Source organism: Dysgonomonas gadei ATCC BAA-286, assembly GCF_000213555.1.
In the GTDB taxonomy this organism is placed as follows: Bacteria; Bacteroidota; Bacteroidia; order Bacteroidales; family Dysgonomonadaceae; genus Dysgonomonas; species Dysgonomonas gadei.
Genome location: NZ_GL891980.1, coordinates 46,323 through 64,841, shown reverse-complemented (window position 1 = coordinate 64,841; position 18,519 = coordinate 46,323). Strand labels below are relative to the sequence as shown.

Sequence of the window (18,519 nt, the reverse complement as noted above, 5' to 3'; positions counted from 1 at the left end):
AGTATTATCTATCTGTTATTTAACAAGAAAGACCTTGTTGTTTCAAGCAGGCAATAACACCAACCTATTGGATTCAAATAACGTCTCCCTTTCCTCACTTCGTAATGCAAATGGCTACCTGTTGTTACCCCTGTACTACCCACACAGGCGATCTGTTGAGTAATATATACTTTATCCCCTACATTTACGAATATCCGACTTAAATGTGCATAGAATGAACGAAACCCACCAGCGTGTTGAATCTCTATAAAATAGCCATACCCCGAATTATAACCTATGGCTGTCACTATTCCATTACCTGTGGCATAGACGGGAGTTCCTTTTATCTGTGGAATATCAATTCCTGTATGGAAACGTCGTCTTTTGTAACATGGGTGTTTTCGCATTCCGAAACCTGATGAGATACGCCCAGACTTCTTTATTGGAGATATTACGGGATAGTCTGATAATTCGTCAATGGTCAGTTGTAAAGGATCCGCTATTTGCTGAAATTCTGTAATGGAATAAATCGGCTTCATACATTGTTCTATTTGTGATTTTCTGTTTGAAAAATTGCTTTGTTGTCCCCATGCAGGCAGATGGAGTAAAGCTATCAATAGGATTATTATATATTTCATTGTCAAGTTTTATATAGGACAAACGCCCAAAGAATCTTCGAGCGTTTATCTGATTGTTCACTATTCAATTTCTTCACCCCATAGCTCAATGTCTGTAGGAGCAGTTACATAAGCATAAATCATATTTACCCAAGTAACTATGTATGAGATTACCATCATTGTCATCATGGCTATTCCGCTTCAGTTGGTAAATCTTCCTCGTCATCCCGGTCATTTTGGAAAGAAAATGTCTTTTGCACGACCTGTCCGTGGCTATCTTCAATATACACATCTACCACTTGCTGATCATTACTATGAGATGTGTAATACATCCGAAACGTTTCTTTTTCCAAAAGATATAAATCGTTGGGTAAAAGCACAGTTCCGTTATCGAGTTGTAATTGCCCTTTACCATCTACTTGAAAATAACGAATGTAGAATTTTGTATCTTGAAAGTTCCCTTCCTTTACAATCTGTGCACGGATCTCCGCCACCTCTCCCTGAACGATTTTTTTCTGAACTGGCATACAAACCAGATCAAATGCGTAAACCTTATTAATATCCATATCGTTACTACAGGCTGAGGCCAGCAGCATTATCGCTGCCAGCCACGCTGTTATCCCGAAAAAAGTCTTTATTTTTTTCATCATTGTATTTGTATATTTTGTTAAACAAAAGAGGCTGTGCCTCTTAGTTGATTATAAATTTGATTCCTACACCGAATTGTCCGTGAAAATGTCCCGTAGAATTGCCCCAGAGGATGCGTTCTCGCCCCGTAACAAGTAGCACAACACGATCTGTCAGGTACGTTTCAATCTCCAGTGTGATAGCCCCGCCATAGATAAAAGCATCTTTATGTTGAAGTGTAGAGCCATCGTATAAGGTCTTTTCGCCCCAATTTGATGTTTCATAACCTGCAAGGGCAGAACCACCCAAAGAAAGGAAAACAGTCTTGGACGGATCAGTCAGAAAATTGTAGTAATAACCTCCTTCAGCCGTGAATTGAGCTATTGGTAATTGTGTTTCCCGATAAGGGTAGTAGCGTTCCAGATATTCTGCACCGAATACCCATTTGTTTCCGTTCTTGGCATAGGTCGCCATTGCTACACCGAAATAATATCCCGCTTCATTATCGTTCTTGGATGAATAAATGCCATCTACCGTACCACCCGTGAGTTGTATGCCTCGCATACCCGGCAGTGAGCGTTGTGCGTATGCTTGGTCTGTAAAGACCAGGTACAACACAATCGTTACTATAAGATATAACCGTTTCATTTTATTTCACTTTTAGTTCGTTAATAACTTTTGCCCGAACCAAATCGGCATTATCCAATGTAAACCGTTGATGGCGTCCACCTTCTTGTTCGTTCAATTCCACCACCAACATTTTGTCATCGGGAATCGTAAACTTCGCCAAAGTGAAAATCATGCGTTCTGTCTGCTGTCCACCTATCAGCATCAAATTATTGTAGGCACGAAGCGGCCAAATTACCTGCTCCTGAATAGCGGTACGTTTGGCTACTTTTTTATCCACAATCTTAAATGTGATAAAGTCCACATTGAACGGTACGTTGGATGAGTTCTTTAGTTGCAGATGAAAATATAGCAGTCCGTTATGGGTATAAATACCTTTCAGCGTGTGTTGTATTCCAAAACGTTTTGAGCCGATGTGTTTTATTTCCCGGTCATTGTTCTTATGTATGGACTGCATAATCAATTTGACGAGCAAAGGGGATTCTTGCCCCAATTCCTGCATATAGACCGCCAAAGCATTGTTAGGCCGATTCACCGCTTCACCATCGTGCAGGAAGTCAGTCATTTCAACAGACAGTTTTACAGGTTCATCCGCATATTTTACATTGAAACTATAATATGCACCATCTTCGGTAATGACAGACAAGTTGCTCTCCCGACTGAAGTCCCGCAAAGCAGCCTTTACTCTCAATACATTGTCCGTACCATCGGCTTTCGCAGCGAGAAGATCTGTCGAACCTAAATCAACGTAGCGTATAGCTGATGGGAATATTACGTGTACCGTTTTATTGAAAGTAACCTCCAACGCATAGGGTGGTATCATTCTATCAAAGGTCAGCGGACGGGTAAAACTCTCGTAATAGTCACCCGTTGTCGGCTTGGTCTGTACCACAATGGTATCTTGGGATACTTCTTGTGCATGGGCTGTAAATACACTTACAGCAAGTGTTAATATTAAAAAGAATCGTTTCATACTTTTGATTTTAAATTCGTTAAACATTCAATTTTTGGATTGCCCGTTTCTCACGACTCGGCATAATCAAAATAAAGTTTGCTTCTGCTCTCGCTGTTTGAAACGGTGATTTTTTAGTGGTTTTATTAATTTTCTTTGGGTAGTAACAGGAGCTTGTAGTTTGCTTTGAGGGTAACTTTTACTACACTCATCTTTTTACTGATATACTGTGAAGCCCCTTGTATCAAACCCTTACCCATATCGGCTGCTAATTGTGAGCCGGCATTATCTGAAATCATAATACTTGTTCCTGCCGATGATGCCAATGTAGAAGCTACTTCTTTGGCTGCCTTTACCTCGTCATTGTTGGGAACAAAGATTCCAGATTGACCATCCATATCATAGACTTGCAGTTCAACCGGAATAATGTTTCCTGCATACTGAATGGAATTGATCGTTACCTCCAGACGTTCGCCCCCGATACGGCAAGCTCCCGTTACCAAAGTATTGGCAGGTATCAAGATCTTGCCAGCCCTCATTGGTTCTAAAAGACGGAGTTGTACCTCTTTACCATTGGTTAGGGTCACGGTTTGGTTTACACAAGCACGGATGCTGTTTTTATCCTTTATTTCTTCATTACCTGCGGCAGTCAAAAATCCTGTATTTCGGGGTTTGCTGTACGAGGCGATAAATTCATCGTTGGACATTGGAGCAGATAGTAGAGATACGACATTCTGATGTACTTGTTTAACGGGTTGTACTTTGATCTTATCTCCTGTAGGTGTCACACTCGTTTCTTCTGCTGGTTGTTCTTTCTGCTGTGCAGGCATATAGCGTGCTGCCATCTGGTACGATTTTTCAAGCAAGGCTGTCTGTTCGTCCTCTTCCGCCTTTTTAGCTTGGGCTTCTTCCTGTTTTCGTTCCAATTCCTGTATCCGCTGTTCCATGTCAGACTGTGATTGTCTGCTTGTTTCGGCAGGCTTTTCATACCAGTCACCCAATTGTTTGTTGATGTCCTGATAAGCAGTTGCCGAGGACTGTATCGTTCGGGGAGTTGAACTTCGGGGCTGTTCTGCTTCTAGCGAACTATTGTAAGCGTTGTCCTTTTGTTCATAATTACTTTGCTCTGTATCGTTGAACATGGAGGAAAAATCCTGCAAAGATTTCATTTTCTCCTGCTCCTTTTGTCGCATGGCTTCCCGCTCATAGGCATCCCGTTTGTCTCCCACAATGCCCTCGTCTTTTGGCACGGGCAGTTCGGCATTGAAACCTGTAAGTCCTACCGCTTGCTCTTTTCCATCATCCGACGGACCAAAGATCAACCACATCGCACCACCGAAGAGTAGGAAGAACAGCGGCAGAATCAACATCTTCTTTCGTTTCTGTCTCTCCGCCATTGATAGTTCTTGCTTTGGTGGTTTCGGAGGTTCTTTTTTAACCTCATTCTTGATTTCGGGAACAGGTTCTTCCTCCTGATTCGCTTTGTTATTGATTTGTTCGTCCATATTCGTAATTGTTGTTTAGATTGTTAATACTATCTCGCTGTTGTTCCAGTTGCAGTTTCAGCGATTCGATCTGCTCCATCTGCATCTTTTCGGCCTTATTCTTACCGAAATTGTAAATAGAGGAAAAGGTCATGTAGATGGAAAGACCACCAAAAACGAAGAACATCGTTATCACAAGGATAATCCGTCTGTCAGGGGTAAGCCTGCCGAGTATTCCTCGCAGACCATCCTCCAACCATTCATTGATGCAATTCATTATTTTTTGTATCATAACTTTGCCTACCTTTCCGATATCCGAATATCCCGATTCTCCACAATCTCGAATTTCTCCATCGTGAAACCGTGAGGGTTATTGTCCGATCGTACCGAGTTGATCAGATTGCAGCGTGTCACCAGACTGCGTTCGGTAACATTACTCTCCCGGATAATCATCTGTTTGGCATAGGTTACCGCTTTGTAAGGGTAACTATCAAAGTCACAGGCAATGCTGTCTACCTGTACAATTTGATTGATATTCCCCGACACGATGCGATTGTAGTACCCTTTTTCTGCCATGTCCTGATAGTATTTGAAAGCCGATTTATCGACAAGGAACAATGCCCTGTTTACGTTGCTTTCGATGGCTTTTTTATCGGGTGAGAGAGTGAAAAACAGCTCGTGGAAACGCTTAACGTGTTCACGTGCTTCCACTGGTCTGTTTTGTGTCATATCTTGGGACAGGGCAAGCATCAAGGACTTGCCACCGTCCAATACATAAATACGCTGACGTTGAGCTTCGGCAAAGTTGTACGACGACCATACGGAATAACCCGTTATGATAGTACACATACAGACAAAGACAATACCGAACAAGCGTATCTGTTTGAAGGATGTTTCTATATTTTTTAAACTCTTGAACTCCATTTGTTCGTTTTATTTTGAATTAATAAATCAATACTGTGTGACTGCTTATTCCTTACCCATCAGGCGACCGGCGACATTACCTGACGCAGCTCCGGCAACACCTCCTGCCATCGCAGCCCCTTTGCTCGCCATTGTGTTTACTCCACGGGTAGCACTACCGCCACCTGCCTGAATAACCCAACCCGCAACACTCGGAATAGAAAAATATCCGATAATGCCAATGATGAAAAAAATGATATATACACCGTTACTGGCATCCGGCACATAGGACGGATCTCTTAACATATCTATATCCATTTGCAGCATGAGTGCCTGAATCTTGGAAAGCACTGCCGAAAACAGATCGGCAATAGGTAACCAGAGATAGACTGAGATGTAGCGGGAAATCCAATTGGTCAGAGTCGATTGGAAACCGTCATAAACCGAGAGGGCAAATGCCAGAGGTCCTAAGATTGACAACACCACCAGAAAAAACGTTCGCAGGGTATCAATGGTAAGGGCTGCGGCATTGAACAGCAGTTCAAAGAAATCCCGAATCAGTTGACGAAACCACACTTTCATATCATACCAGGTACGTTCTCCCCACATGGAGATCATTTCGGCAGCATCCGTAATTCCTAGATCTTTCATCTTTTGGTCGTACACCTCGTCATCGACCAGCCATGCTTTTCCTTCACGCAGCCGTGCATCGTATTCCAATCGTTCTTTCTCGGCTTGCAGAGAATGCACATCTGTCATTTGTGTTTCCAATATGGTATGCGTTCCTTTTACCACAGGAGACATAACAGCGTTGATCGTACCGAGTACAAATGTTGGAAAGAACATAATACAAAGTCCGATGACAAAAGGTCTGAGCAGTGGATATACATCTATCGGTTCTGCCCGTGCCAAGGCTTGCCATACACGGGAAGCTACATAAAAGAGTGCACCGAGTCCGGCTATTCCTTTAGCAACACCGACCATATCACCACAAAGGGGCATCATATCCTGATGCAGATTCCTCAGAAGCTGATGCAGGTTATCAAAATCTATTGCTAGCAGTGTCATGATTACCAATATCTATCGGATGGATTACCATACAAACTTTTAACTCGCTCCATATCTCCTTTTTCCTGACTGCGGATAAAAGACACCGAAATGCTTTTCTTGGAGAAGTAGCGGACAAGGTTGCGATGTTCAAGCATCTTGGCGTGTATATCATCTATGATCGACATACGCTCGGCATCGGTCATAGAGAGTCCATTGGAAAGGGAAACGACATTCTTTATATCCGCGAGCAGGTTGCCACTTTCGTTCAATAGCTTGGCATATCCGTTCGATATAGCTTCCAACTCATTAACACTAAAATTCCTATCGGATAGCATCTTGTTGAAGTTGGTAGAATAGATCTGCGATATTTCGCTGACCAATTCTACCGTTTCTTTCACTTTGCGGGCATCTTTAATCAAACTATGTACCGATTCTAATTTATCGTAATACTGCTTTCCTTGATCGTAGATTTTTTGCATCTCTTTAAAGGAGTTTATCACATTGCTGGCAGTTGTAGCTGTTTTGGAAACAGTCAGTATGTTTTGTGCCAGATTGGAGGGGTCAATCACCGTCCATTGTGCTTTTACCTGATAGGTACACAGCGTCATGAATGCCATAAGGCAGAAAAGTATTTTCTTCATATTCGTTATTTTTTAATTGTTATTACCCGTTTACCGTCCGAAGCCGGAGGTAGCCCTTGAAAGGACTAATCCTCCTGACGGACATATTCTCCGAAAGCGGAAAGGTGCAAGACCTCTTGCTCCCGATTGTAAGTAATCTCGATACGCTCGTACAGCTCAATATAATGCAGACCGAATACGTTGTAGACCGTACAATCGCAGACCACCAGCGGGTTGTTGTAAGTAAGGCAGAGGCGGATGCCTCCCTTCTTTCGGGAGATGTTGCGATATATTCTTATCGCAGGTGCACCCTCTCTACTTACCCAACGCCCCGTAATCTCCCGCATAGAAAAGTCTGTAGAAGTGGAACAAGAATCGGTTATATTACATTTACTGAACATAGCTTTTCGTTTTTACTTGCGTTTACTCTCGGCTATTTGTTTTATAGCCAACTCAATATTACCATCCAACTCTTCGGTTTTCCGCATTACCTCCAGCTTCTCGGTTTCCTCTGTCGTATAAGTCAGATACTCTTCGCTGCTAACTTCTGTGGCATATACAGCCGACTGAACACCACCCAATCCAAACCAGACTTCCTTGTATTTTCGGTTCGGATTGTTGGACATGTTGATGGATAGCACCTGACTTTTTTCTTTTTCAGTCAGCCCCAACAGAGCTTGGATGCTATCGAACTTGTTCATGTACTTACGCTGGTCTAAAAGAATCTTACAGTCGGAGTTGTTGATGATGGATTCCTTTACAATAGGTGATGCGATAATATCGTCTACCTCCTGAGTGACGACGATTGCCTCGCCGAAGAACTTTCGAACGGTCTTAAAAAGGTACTTAATGTACTCTGCCATACCCTCTTTAGCAATCGCTTTCCACGCTTCCTCAATTAATATCATCTTTCTGATTCCTTGTAAACGACGCATCTTATTGATGAAAACTTCCATAACAATGATCGTTACAATCGGGAATAAAATTTTGTGATCCTTAATCGCATCGATCTCGAAGACAATGAATCGTTTAGATAATAAATCGAGCTGTTTTTCGGAGTTTAACAGAAAGTCATATTCGCCACCTTTGTAATAAGGTTCAAGCACATTGAGGAAGTTGGCAAGGTCAAAGTCCTTCTCTCTTACCTGTTTGGCATCGAGGATAGCGGCATAGTCCAGTTTGACAAATTCGTAGAACGAGTTGAAGGAGGGTATAACCGATTCATCAATTGTTATACGTTCTATGTACAAACTCACTGCATTGGATAAAGCAACTTCTTCCGAACGTGTGGGAGGCTCGTTATCCCGCTTCCACAAAGTCATTATCAGGGTTTTGATACTTTCCTTTTTCTCAATATCAAAGATCCCATCATCGGTATAAAATGGATTAAATGAGATAGGATTTTTTTCGGTATAGGTAAAATACACCCCATCTTCACCATTGGTACGACGGTTGATAAAATTACATAGCCCCTGATACGAGTTTCCTGTATCTACAAGCACGATATGAGTACCTTGCTCCCAATATTGGCGGCACATATGATTGGTAAAAAAGGACTTACCACTACCCGAAGGTCCCAAGATAAACTTGTTGCGGTTCGTGATAATTCCTTGCTTCATGGGCAGGTCGGAAATATCCACATGGATGGGTTTTCCCGAAACCCGGTCACACATCTTGATACCAAAAAGTGAAGGGGAACTCTTGTAGTTCGTTTCCTCTGTGAAGAAACACAAGGCAGGTTCTATAAACGTGTAGAAACTTTCTTCACTCGGAAAATCACCCGCATTGCCTGGCATCCCAGCCCAATAGAGTGTGGCAGCATCTACCGTGTTATGGCGGGGCTTGCACTCCATGAGAGCCAATTGGCTACCAACATCGTTGCGGATAGACTTAAGTTCTTCCTCGTCATCACCCCATGCCATCACATTGAAATGTGCTCTTACAGAGGTCAATCCGAAACTATGAGCTTCGTTCAGGTACTTGTCGATCCACTCTTTATTGATTTGGTTTCCACGACTGTACTTTGATAATGATTGCATATTACGGGCTGACTTCTCAAACTTGCGAAGATTTTCAGCTGAATCATCTAAGAAAATATATTGATTATATACATGGTCACAAGAGAGCAACAAGCCCACGGGTGCAGCAAATGACAGACGGCAATCACTTCGGTCGGTCGATAGCTTTTCGTATCGCATATCTGTTCCAACTGTTGCCGGCAAGTCCTCCACATCGGAAATAGTGTGCAGGCATACTGTTTTATCTCCAATTCGTAAGCCGTCCGCTCCCAGCTCCAGATCTTCCAGACAAGTGGTATCTTCCAATGAGAGGGCAAAATATTTCTCTACCAATCCCGGTTCATTTTCCGTTCCTGTGATTTCGTCTGAAGTAAGACGGTTCAGCGTAATAAATCCCGAATCATTTACGATACGCTCAAATTGTCCGACCGCTTCCATGAACCGTAAGGCTGTTTCTTTATTGACTTCTTTAGGAATAATGTTTCCCCGACAAAGCGATGAGAAGTTACTTTGCATCTGCATCCGCTCTTTGGTTGTTTTGGTCAGAAATAAGAAACAAGTGTGATTCAGGAATGGGCGTTCGTTGAAGTGTCGTTCAAAAGAACGGGACAAGAAACTCATGTCTTCCTTATTGGTAGCAGGCTTGTAGTTCTCTTTGACAAACCAGTCCTGTTTGTGAATAATCGAGTAGTCGGGCAATACTTTGATCGCTTTCGTCCAAGCCGAGTGTATGGCTTCGTATTCACTACCCGTAACAGTGAACAGTTCTGGCAGATCGACACGGTAGGCTACCGTTATATCCGCATCTTTGCTGATGATGCAGTCATGTTCAACTGAAAGCAAGGGAAACTTACTTTCGATGGTAGCTGCTTTGAGTGTATTACGCATTGCTCACCTCCTTCTTTTTGGGGTATTGGAACAAGCGACGGGAATTTTTGCGGTTAATCAGAAAACGGGGATGTTGCCGTTTGGCGAGCAATTTCATAAGCCCGTGTTCTCCATATTTCGCATTCAGGTTGAAAGTCAGCCATACCAATGTAGAAGCAGCGATAACACCGAAGCCGATGCATACCCACTGATCTACTCCGGCCATATACATCACTACAAATACGATGAATACAGCCAGTAGGCCACCTGCAAAAATAAAAAGATATTGTGCTTTCAAACCCTTAAATTCTACGCTCTTGCCAATGCCCTTGTTAATATTATGCTCCATTTTTCTTATTCGTATTTAATGAATAATAAAGGGGGGTTGAGACCCTTACAGGAAGAAAGAGCGTAGAATGGTAGCAGCCACAATCAGGAAGATACACGCACCGAACCACGAAGCGGCTGTTTTGCTTGTATCGGGATCACCCGAAGAGAACTTGTTATAGACTTTAATACCTCCGATGAGTCCTACAACTGCACCGATAGCATAGATGAGTTTTGTGCCGGGATCGAAATACGAAGTCACCATATTGGTAGCTTCGGTAATACCTCCGATACCGTTGCCTTGTGCAAATACAGATGATACAGCAACCATGATAAAGGCTGCTGACAGAAGAATTTTTTTCTTTGTCATACGATTTTTGATAATAGTACAGGGGGTGGAATAGTTCCCTGTACTGAATGAATAATTGTTGTTTAACTTTGATTTTTTAGTGGTGCGGTCATAGACCGTTTTGTTTGGCTGACGCACGCTAACCGTAATCTCTTTGCTTCATGCTCTTTGTTTTAATCGTTATCTACTTTACGCAAATCCGCGTACATCAAATTCTTTAGGCGCTTTGACTGTCGGTTCATTCAATACTCCCGATTCTTGTTGTTTGCGGTGAAAGGCTGCAAAATAGTCATCCATCAATGAGGATACGACCACTTTCTTTTTAGGTTCTCCCGAAACAACCTGTTCAAACATATCCGTCTTTCGTATCTCGATCAATACCCGACCGGCTTCTTCTTTTTCTTCGGATGTTGCATTGTCGGGAGTCTCTACCGTTCGCACCATACTCGCCAAATTATTGAAGTCAAGTCCCAATGCCATTGAAACCCCGGCTCTCCCTTCGGTATCTGCATCTTCTGTTTCTTCTTCGTCTAAATCACTGTCGTCGTCATAGTCCGGCTCCAATTCGGGGGGAGTGTTCTCAATCTCTAAATTGATTTCATCTGAATTTTCTTCCGTTTTATTGTCTGTCGAAAAAACTTCATCGAGTTTATCCAAAGGGATTGCCATCGAGGTCTTTTTCTCTTCTTTCTCGACAAATATAGAAGCATTTTCTTTCTCTTTTTCGTTATTAATCAAAGTGGTAGCTTCTGTCCGCGATTGTCTCAGGTCAAATTTACTTTTGCCGATAATATCCTCTTTTGGTGCTGCACGAAACGGATTTAATACCGATTTTTTAGCTGCATTCTTTTTTCGTTTTTGCATCCGCTCCCGAAGTAGGTAAAGGATGACAAACAATGCATACAGCACGATAGCTGAAATAATATATTGTTTCATGGCTTAAAAAATATCGTCGGGTCTGCGTTTACGATACAGTTCTGTTATATCGCCCTGATAGGTGTTGAAATGATGTTCCAGGACATTGTCTATGTAACTAAACAGCGATAGTTCATTATTTCCGATGGTCTGTGCAATCCGCATAATTCTGTCGTGAAACTCCTTCCTTATATAGACTGTCTTTCCGCTACGGGCTGTCGTGGGTGCGGTTCGAATAAAGAGCGATTCGTAAGATTTTTGTTCGGATTGTACATTGCCGATACGCTGTTTGGGTACTTCTATTTCTTTCGATTGTTCCGGGTTCGCTTTTTTGAAGATTTTCGGAATGGAGAACCATTTATTACGTTTCAAAAAACTATTTCTTTTCATAAATAATTTTATTTTACTGATTAATAATATCTTAAAATACATCTGTGTTTCTTTTACGGTATAACTTCGTTATCTCGTCTTGATAGGTAGCGAAATGATTTTCCAATATGTTATCCAGATAGTTGAATAGGGAAAATTCATTTTCACCAATTACACGGACAATTTTCATTATGCGATCATGGTGTTCCTTCCGGATATACACGACTTTCCCATTTCGGGTTTTTATGGAAGCAGCCTTGAAAAATAGATTTTCATATTCTTGAGTTTTAGTTTCGCGTCGCTTAGGCTCTTCACGAGAGACTTTATCTTCTTTCTCTGTCTCGTTTTCTTCAACGAGCGTCTGTGGGGGTTGCTGTACATCTTTCGCTTCCGATATAGGTGCAGGTGGGTTCTCTCTATTCCCCTTTTTAGATTGACTAATAACCATTGTCGTATCTATGCCTGATGTATCTATTTTTTTACTCATAGTCGATTATTTCAATAATTCTAATAGTTCGTCTGTCAAGATGTCCAAGTTGGAACCTTTCACAAGAGATTTATCAGCAGGGAATAGTGTAGAACGAAACAGAGCTTTGTAGCTAACCGACTGTTCACGACGAAAACGCTTACTATCCGGTATAAAAGTTCTAAGTAATGGAAACTCCAAATCTCTTATTACATTTTCGTATACCTCATATAATTCGGACTTTTCACGTCCATCCACCATATTCCAAAAGAGATAAATGCCTTTGATATTGGATTTTCCAGGATTGACGATGTTATCTCTTACAGAAATGAGATAATCCAGCGTACTTTCTAATACAAGACGGTCAGCGGCAATGGGAGCCACTATATAATCCATACTGGCAATAGTCAGTATCAAACCCTCATTGTTGAGCGTTCCGGGAAGGTCGAAGAAAATAAAATCATAATCTCCCTCTTTGGTCAAATCTTCGGCATCATCCAAAGCATCCTTTGTATTACTTTCAACTACCGGATATGCTTTCTTTTGTTCCAGACGGATAAACTGTTCATACAGCATCCCTTTGTAATACTCGTCATTTTCGCACATCTTAAAATCCCGCTCACGCATTTCGGCAATGGAGTGTTGTGGGTAATCGCAGTCAATCACAGCGACTTTATAACCTTTTACATAATGAAGATAGGATGCTACTAAAACGGTAAGGGTAGTTTTTCCTGCTCCTCCTTTTTGCGTACTGAACGCTACATACATTGTTTGTTTCATATTGACAAATTTTTAATTAGACATTTAACTGATTTTGAAAATATTTATCTGTACCTGTTTCTATTCTTGCAAACTTTATCTTGCATGTATATTTGTTTATTCTTTTGATAGAAGTCATCTATTTTTGAAATCGTATGCTTTTAAAATCATAAAAGCACAAACACGCTTTTAATTTTTTGCGATTTTATGTTTTCAGATTAAATCGTGTACATTTTAAATTCTGCATATTCTTATTTTTAATCAGACAAGCGATTATGCATTTATATATTCAAGCATTAATATATCTGAACACGCATCTATTTTCGCAGATGTTTCTGCCTATGTTCAATCTTTCTAAAACGCTTTCTGACAACAAATAAAATCTATCTTTTTCATACTTACACTATGTTTTCGAGAGGTGGCAGCTTGTGTCTAGGGTTGTCTATACTTATTGATTTTCAGTTGATTATTTTAGAACATAACTTTGCTGCATGAAATGCTAAAGAGGATTCATATCGGTTTTAAGTTTGTTCCGGCATTCAAAAAATGCCTGACACAGGTCAGGCTTCTATCCCGAACTTTTCGGGGATAGGATGATGCCCTTTACGGGCAAAAAGTATTTGCATTTGGGCAAATAGCAAGGTATGTTGAGTGCATCGCAAAATGATTTTTGCAGCACACAACCCTTGCTCTTCCAGAGGGGTATTTTCCTCTCCGAAGTCGGGAAAACATAATCCGCACAACAGTCCATCATGTGCAGAAATTAAATAATAAAACGGTCTGTGACCGCACTAAAAAGATCATGTTATGAACGAAGAAAAAAAACGGGGAAAAGGGGGCAGACCCCCGAAGAACGATCCAGCGAAACATCGACTGACTGTAAACCTGACAGATCAGCAACACGTCGATTTTTTAGCCTTGTATGAACAGTCGGGCGTACAATCCTTATCCGGATTTATCGCTGCCCGCATCTTTGGTGATGAATTTCGTGTAGTGAAAACCGATGCTTCAGCAGTGAGATTTATTACAAAACTCACTGCTTTACACGGACAAATACGAAGTATTGGAGTCAATTACAATCAAGTTGTAAAGGAATTACATTCCAATTTTGGAGAGAAAAAAGCATTGGCATTACTTTATAAATTGGAAAATGCAACCATTGAACTGGCAGGAATCGGGCGGGAAGTGATACAATTGTGCGAGCAATTTAAGGCTAAACATCTCTAAAAATGGTTGCGAAATTTAGTCACGGAAGCAGTTTGTATGGTGCACTTTCCTACAATCAAGAGAAAGTAAATGAGGGTTTAGGAAAAGTTTTGGCTACCAATCTGGTCATTGAACCTAGTGATGGAGTGTTCAATGTTGCCTCTTGTATGGAAGACTTCGAGCGATTTATGCCCTCGCATATTCGTACATCGAAGCCTGTTATCCATATCTCACTCAACCCACATCCGGACGATAAACTGACCGATCAGCAGCTTGCCGACATCGGGCGTGAATATATGGAACAGTTCGGGTATGGCGGACAACCCTATATGATTTTCAAACATGAGGACATTGGAAGGGAACATATACACATCGTTTCGACTCGTGTACGCACGGATGGCTCAATAATCAGAGACAACAATAATTACGAACGCAGTAGAAAGATTACTGACTCTTTAGAACAAAAGTACTGTCTGCAATCAAAAGAAAAGAATCAGGGTGAGGCATGGCAGCTTGCTCCAATAGACGCTAGCCAGGGGAACTTAAAAAAACAGGTGGCAAACGTCATAAAACCGCTCTCTGAAATGTATTCTTTTCAGACTTTGGGAGAATATCGTGCTTTACTCTCCTTATACAATATAGGAGTAGAGGAAATCAAAGGAGAAAACAAGGGCAAAGCGTATCGGGGATTGGTTTATTCGGCATTGGACGATGATGGCAATCGTGTTGGTACACCTTTAAAATCCTCTCTGTTTGGTAAAGAACACGGTTTAGATAGGTTGGAGAAGCAATTTGAGAAATCAAAAGAAACAATCAAGACAAACGGCATAGCTAAACAAACCCGTGCTATCGTTTCAGCGTCCTTTGCAAACACCCGCACAGAAAGCGAGTTCCGAGCAGCTTTGCGGGAGAAAGGTATCGACCTTGTGTTACGTCGCAACGATGAAGGACGCATCTATGGGGCTACATTTATCAATCATAAACAGAGAGTAGTTCTTAACGGTTCTCGTCTGGGTAAGGAGTTTTCGGCTAATGTTTTTAACGAACGTTTTGTAGACAATTCACCTCGCGAGAACCAGCAAGCACCAGCACCGAAACATTCCGACAATAAACAAACAACCACCAATCAGCAACCACAATTAACACACTCCGAGACGAACGATCCGGTGGGGAGTTTATTCTCTGTCTTTACTCCCGAAGTCGAAGGGACAGACAACAAGCAGCCAAGCCTGAAGCGTAAGAAAAAGAAGAAACGTAGGTATGGAAGGCAGATGTAGTTATTATTTGCTAACTTTAGCTTGAAAATATGTATCTAAGACTTCTGTAGGATTTATTTCTTGAATATGAGATAAAAGATTTAATGCTAATCCTCGATTTTTATATGAATAATCCCAGATGTCAGATATGTCATTTGAGTATTTAATAAGTGTTAGGGATTCATGTATAAGTGTTCCGAGGTATAATATCATACAGGCCTCATCTTTATATAGTTTTTTATATAATTCCTCTTTATTGGTATGATCAAAATCAGGATCGAACGCTCCTATATCGTAAGTACAACCATATAAGGACCCATGAAGGGCTTCCGAGGCATCCGAATAATATTCTATTTTATTCAAACTAAAAAACACATCAAGGAATTTACCCCATTCTTCTAAAACTTTGATTCTTTCATTTAGGCTTTTTTTACTCCAACTTAAATTGGGCTTTGTTTCTGAGAATATTGTTAATGCTTCTTGCACAATTGGAATTTCTTTTAATTTTTCTCTTTTTTTCTTTATTGCATCAGCATGTTCTCTATATGTTTCATAGTTATCTATTCCTTCTTTTAAGCTAGTGCCTACTTTGAAATAGTATTTGTAGATGGGATGTAGAATAAATGCACGATACTCTTTTGCATCACATACACTGGCGTAACAAAAGTTTGTGACAGTTTCCATAAACGATCGGGCAAGCATAGTAACTTCACTCGAAAAGCATTCCACTTGAGTAGCTAATTGAATAAGTGCAGCTCCTGTTTGCTTGCCACTAATTAAAAGTGTAGCTGTTTTTGCTATACGTTCATCCGTAATCTTTGCTATTGCTTCTTGTAAAAGAATTAGTTCTGCTCCAAAGAATTGTATTGCTTCGTTATGATAATGTTTTAAGTTTTCAAGAGAATGAGTTGTGGACATTATAGATTTCAATTTAAGTGTATTTTTTTCTCCATAAAGATAAAATATAATTCTACTATTTGTTTATTTTCAAAAAGATAATAGCCATTCCTAGCCACAAGCTACCACCCTCTATACGACTTGCTTTATATCACAATCATCTACTTACATTCGCATTTTTAACAAATTAGAAACGATCTAAATTCAACGATTATGCAACAAGAAGATGATTTAAGAGGACTTGCCAAAGTCATGGAGTTTATGAGGGCGATTAGTATTTTGTTCGTGCTGATGAACATTTATTGGTTCTGTTATCAGGCAATACATGAGTGGGGAGTTAATATCGGGGTAGTGGATAAAATTCTGATGAATTTTAATCGTACCGCAGGATTGTTCAACTCAATCTTGTGGACGAAAATCTTTACCGTGGTATTCCTTGCCCTGTCCTGTTTGGGTACAAAGGGAGTGAAGGAAGAAAAGATTACATGGAATCATATCTATGTATGTCTTATTTTTGGTTTTGTATTTTTCTTTTTGAATTGGAGGCTTCTTTATCTGCCTCTGCCCAAAATCGCCAATGCAGGTTTTTATATTTTTACCATTGCAGTAGGATATATATTGCTTTTGATGGCGGGTACATGGATGAGCCGCTTACTCAAAAACAACCTGATGGACGATCCGTTTAATAACGAAAATGAATCGTTTATGCAGGAAACCAAGTTGATGGTAAATGATTATTCGATAAATCTTCCAACAAAGTTCTGGTACAAAAAGAAGCAATGGAAAGGATGGATAAATGTAGTAAATCCTTTTCGGGCAGCTATTGTATTGGGTACTCCCGGTTCCGGCAAATCCTACGCCGTTGTAAATCAATTCATCAAACAGCAAATTGAGAAAGGTTATACAGGCTATATTTACGATTTCAAGTTTCCAGACCTTTCGACTATTGCCTATAACCACTTGTTAAACAATAGAGAAGGTTATGAGAAAGTACCGACTTTCTATGTGATAAACTTTGACGATCCGAGCCGTTCGCATCGTTGCAACCCGATTAATCCTTCTTTCATGGATGACATCTCGGACGCGTATGAGAGTGCATACACAATTATGTTAAATTTGAATCGGACGTGGGTGCAAAAGCAAGGGGACTTCTTTGTAGAATCTCCGATTATTCTTTTCGCAGCTATTATATGGTATTTGCGTATCTACAAGGATGGTAAATACTGTACTTTCCCTCATGCCATAGAGTTTTTGAACAAGAGTTATGAAGACATTTTCCCTATTCTGACTTCATATCCAGACCTCGAAAATTATCTTTCTCCTTTTATGGATGCGTGGAAATCTGGAGCTGCCGATCAGCTCCAAGGGCAGATTGCAAGTGCTAAAATACCTCTTTCCCGTATGATTAGTCCACAATTATATTGGGTGATGTCGGGAGATGAATTTACATTGGATATCAACAATCCGGATGACCCTAAAATATTGGCAGTAGGTAACAACCCTGATCGACAAAATATTTACGGGGCAGCACTCGGATTGTATAACAGCCGTATTGTGAAGTTGATCAATAAAAAAGGACAGCTCAAATCTTCGGTTATTATTGACGAGTTGCCGACTATCTACTTCAAAGGGTTGGACAATCTGATCGCTACTGCCCGAAGCAATAAGGTTGCTGTATTATTGGGGTTTCAAGACTTCTCTCAACTAAAACGTGACTATGGAGACAAAGAAGCTGCTGTAGTAATGAACACAGTAGGTAATATTTTTTCGGGGCAGGTGGTCGGAGATACAGCAAAAACCTTGTCTGACCGATTCGGAAAAGTATTACAGAAACGCCAGTCTATGACCATCAACCGCAACGATAAATCGACTTCCATTTCTACCCAAATGGATAGCTTGATACCAGCATCCAAAATATCCAATCTGACACAGGGTATGTTTGTGGGTGCGATAGCGGATAACTTCGACGAGCGGATAGAACAAAAGATTTTTCACTGCGAAATTGTGGTAGATAACGAGCGAGTAGCTGCCGAGACAAAGGAGTACAAGAAAATACCCGTTATCACCAATTTTGTAGATGAAAACGGCGTTGATCGCATGAAGGAAATGATTAAGGATAATTACGATCGCATCAAAGCGGAAGCTAAACAGATAGTTGCTGATGAATTGGAGAGGATTCGTAACGATGAGAACTTAAGGTATCTGTTGCCGAAGGAGGAGGGATAATAAAA

At 40.8% G+C, this 18,519-nt stretch carries 22 protein-coding genes; 3 read left to right on the top strand and 19 right to left on the bottom strand.

Features of this window, described 5'->3' with window-relative positions; all coding sequences use genetic code 11:
* Nucleotides 1–8: 8 nt before the first annotated feature.
* From HMPREF9455_RS04135 to HMPREF9455_RS21310, 18 genes are all read right to left on the bottom strand, one after another.
* Entirely contained in the window at nucleotides 9–617 is a 609-nt protein-coding gene (locus HMPREF9455_RS04135) for a M23 family metallopeptidase (protein ID WP_006798347.1), read from the bottom strand.
* 170 nt (nucleotides 618–787) lie between these two features.
* Nucleotides 788–1,246, bottom strand: a complete 459-nt coding sequence (locus HMPREF9455_RS04130) for a DUF3872 domain-containing protein (RefSeq protein ID WP_006798346.1) — start codon at nucleotides 1,244–1,246, stop codon at nucleotides 788–790.
* A gap of 40 nt (nucleotides 1,247–1,286) precedes the next feature.
* Nucleotides 1,287–1,871 (bottom strand): conjugal transfer protein TraO, encoded by a 585-nt coding sequence (locus tag HMPREF9455_RS04125; protein WP_006798345.1) that lies wholly within the window; start codon nucleotides 1,869–1,871, stop codon nucleotides 1,287–1,289.
* A gap of 1 nt (nucleotide 1,872) precedes the next feature.
* On the bottom strand, nucleotides 1,873–2,823 hold the full coding sequence (gene traN, locus HMPREF9455_RS04120) for a conjugative transposon protein TraN (protein ID WP_006798344.1): 951 nt from the start codon (nucleotides 2,821–2,823) through the stop codon (nucleotides 1,873–1,875).
* A gap of 125 nt (nucleotides 2,824–2,948) precedes the next feature.
* Complete coding sequence (gene traM / locus HMPREF9455_RS04115) at nucleotides 2,949–4,307, bottom strand: conjugative transposon protein TraM (RefSeq protein WP_006798343.1); 1,359 nt, start codon at nucleotides 4,305–4,307, stop codon at nucleotides 2,949–2,951.
* Nucleotides 4,288–4,578 carry a TraL conjugative transposon family protein gene (locus HMPREF9455_RS04110; RefSeq protein WP_044215458.1) on the bottom strand — a complete coding sequence of 97 codons (291 nt, stop codon included), beginning with the start codon at nucleotides 4,576–4,578 and terminating at the stop codon, nucleotides 4,288–4,290. Before HMPREF9455_RS04110 ends, traM begins: the two co-directional genes overlap by 20 nt.
* Before the next feature lie 8 nt (nucleotides 4,579–4,586).
* The gene (gene traK / locus HMPREF9455_RS04105) at nucleotides 4,587–5,210 is read right to left on the bottom strand and encodes a conjugative transposon protein TraK (RefSeq protein WP_006798341.1); all 624 of its coding nucleotides are present in this window, start codon (nucleotides 5,208–5,210) and stop codon (nucleotides 4,587–4,589) included.
* Nucleotides 5,211–5,255: 45 nt separating this feature from the next.
* Nucleotides 5,256–6,257, bottom strand: a complete 1,002-nt coding sequence (traJ, locus tag HMPREF9455_RS04100) for a conjugative transposon protein TraJ (RefSeq protein WP_006798340.1) — start codon at nucleotides 6,255–6,257, stop codon at nucleotides 5,256–5,258.
* Between the two features lie 2 nt (nucleotides 6,258–6,259).
* Complete coding sequence (locus HMPREF9455_RS04095; RefSeq protein WP_006798339.1) at nucleotides 6,260–6,880, bottom strand: DUF4141 domain-containing protein; 621 nt, start codon at nucleotides 6,878–6,880, stop codon at nucleotides 6,260–6,262.
* A 65-nt stretch (nucleotides 6,881–6,945) separates the two neighbouring features.
* The gene (locus HMPREF9455_RS04090) at nucleotides 6,946–7,260 is read right to left on the bottom strand and encodes a DUF3876 domain-containing protein (RefSeq protein WP_006798338.1); all 315 of its coding nucleotides are present in this window, start codon (nucleotides 7,258–7,260) and stop codon (nucleotides 6,946–6,948) included.
* A gap of 12 nt (nucleotides 7,261–7,272) precedes the next feature.
* On the bottom strand, nucleotides 7,273–9,765 hold the full coding sequence (locus HMPREF9455_RS04085; RefSeq protein ID WP_006798337.1) for a TraG family conjugative transposon ATPase: 2,493 nt from the start codon (nucleotides 9,763–9,765) through the stop codon (nucleotides 7,273–7,275).
* Nucleotides 9,758–10,093 carry a DUF4133 domain-containing protein gene (locus HMPREF9455_RS04080; protein WP_006798336.1) on the bottom strand — a complete coding sequence of 112 codons (336 nt, stop codon included), beginning with the start codon at nucleotides 10,091–10,093 and terminating at the stop codon, nucleotides 9,758–9,760. The genes HMPREF9455_RS04085 and HMPREF9455_RS04080 overlap by 8 nt, the downstream gene beginning before the upstream one ends.
* Before the next feature lie 45 nt (nucleotides 10,094–10,138).
* Nucleotides 10,139–10,441 carry a DUF4134 domain-containing protein gene (locus HMPREF9455_RS04075; protein ID WP_006798335.1) on the bottom strand — a complete coding sequence of 101 codons (303 nt, stop codon included), beginning with the start codon at nucleotides 10,439–10,441 and terminating at the stop codon, nucleotides 10,139–10,141.
* 168 nt (nucleotides 10,442–10,609) lie between these two features.
* On the bottom strand, nucleotides 10,610–11,356 hold the full coding sequence (locus tag HMPREF9455_RS04070; protein ID WP_006798334.1) for a hypothetical protein: 747 nt from the start codon (nucleotides 11,354–11,356) through the stop codon (nucleotides 10,610–10,612).
* A 3-nt stretch (nucleotides 11,357–11,359) separates the two neighbouring features.
* The gene (locus tag HMPREF9455_RS20940) at nucleotides 11,360–11,725 is read right to left on the bottom strand and encodes a DUF3408 domain-containing protein (protein ID WP_006798333.1); all 366 of its coding nucleotides are present in this window, start codon (nucleotides 11,723–11,725) and stop codon (nucleotides 11,360–11,362) included.
* Between the two features lie 31 nt (nucleotides 11,726–11,756).
* Nucleotides 11,757–12,191, bottom strand: coding sequence for a DUF3408 domain-containing protein (locus HMPREF9455_RS04060; protein ID WP_006798332.1), 435 nt, complete (start codon nucleotides 12,189–12,191; stop codon nucleotides 11,757–11,759).
* Between the two features lie 6 nt (nucleotides 12,192–12,197).
* Entirely contained in the window at nucleotides 12,198–12,950 is a 753-nt protein-coding gene (locus HMPREF9455_RS04055; protein WP_006798331.1) for a ParA family protein, read from the bottom strand.
* 539 nt (nucleotides 12,951–13,489) lie between these two features.
* A complete protein-coding gene (locus HMPREF9455_RS21310) occupies nucleotides 13,490–13,672 on the bottom strand; it encodes a hypothetical protein (RefSeq protein WP_148401841.1) in 183 nt (60 codons plus the stop codon).
* Nucleotides 13,673–13,736: 64 nt separating this feature from the next.
* On the opposite strand from HMPREF9455_RS21310, the gene mobA reads away from it, so the two are divergent.
* Together mobA and mobB are read left to right on the top strand one after the other, a co-directional pair.
* Nucleotides 13,737–14,156 (top strand): conjugal transfer protein MobA, encoded by a 420-nt coding sequence (mobA, locus tag HMPREF9455_RS04050; RefSeq protein ID WP_006798330.1) that lies wholly within the window; start codon nucleotides 13,737–13,739, stop codon nucleotides 14,154–14,156.
* Between the two features lie 2 nt (nucleotides 14,157–14,158).
* A complete protein-coding gene (gene mobB / locus HMPREF9455_RS04045; protein WP_006798329.1) occupies nucleotides 14,159–15,412 on the top strand; it encodes a conjugal transfer protein MobB in 1,254 nt (417 codons plus the stop codon).
* Between the two features lie 3 nt (nucleotides 15,413–15,415).
* Here the strand turns inward: mobB and HMPREF9455_RS04040 are convergent, their stop codons facing one another.
* Entirely contained in the window at nucleotides 15,416–16,309 is an 894-nt protein-coding gene (locus tag HMPREF9455_RS04040; RefSeq protein ID WP_006798328.1) for a DUF5677 domain-containing protein, read from the bottom strand.
* Nucleotides 16,310–16,501: 192 nt separating this feature from the next.
* Between HMPREF9455_RS04040 and mobC the strand changes: the two genes are divergently transcribed.
* Entirely contained in the window at nucleotides 16,502–18,514 is a 2,013-nt protein-coding gene (gene mobC, locus HMPREF9455_RS04035; RefSeq protein ID WP_006798327.1) for a conjugal transfer protein MobC, read from the top strand.
* Nucleotides 18,515–18,519: the final 5 nt, after the last annotated feature.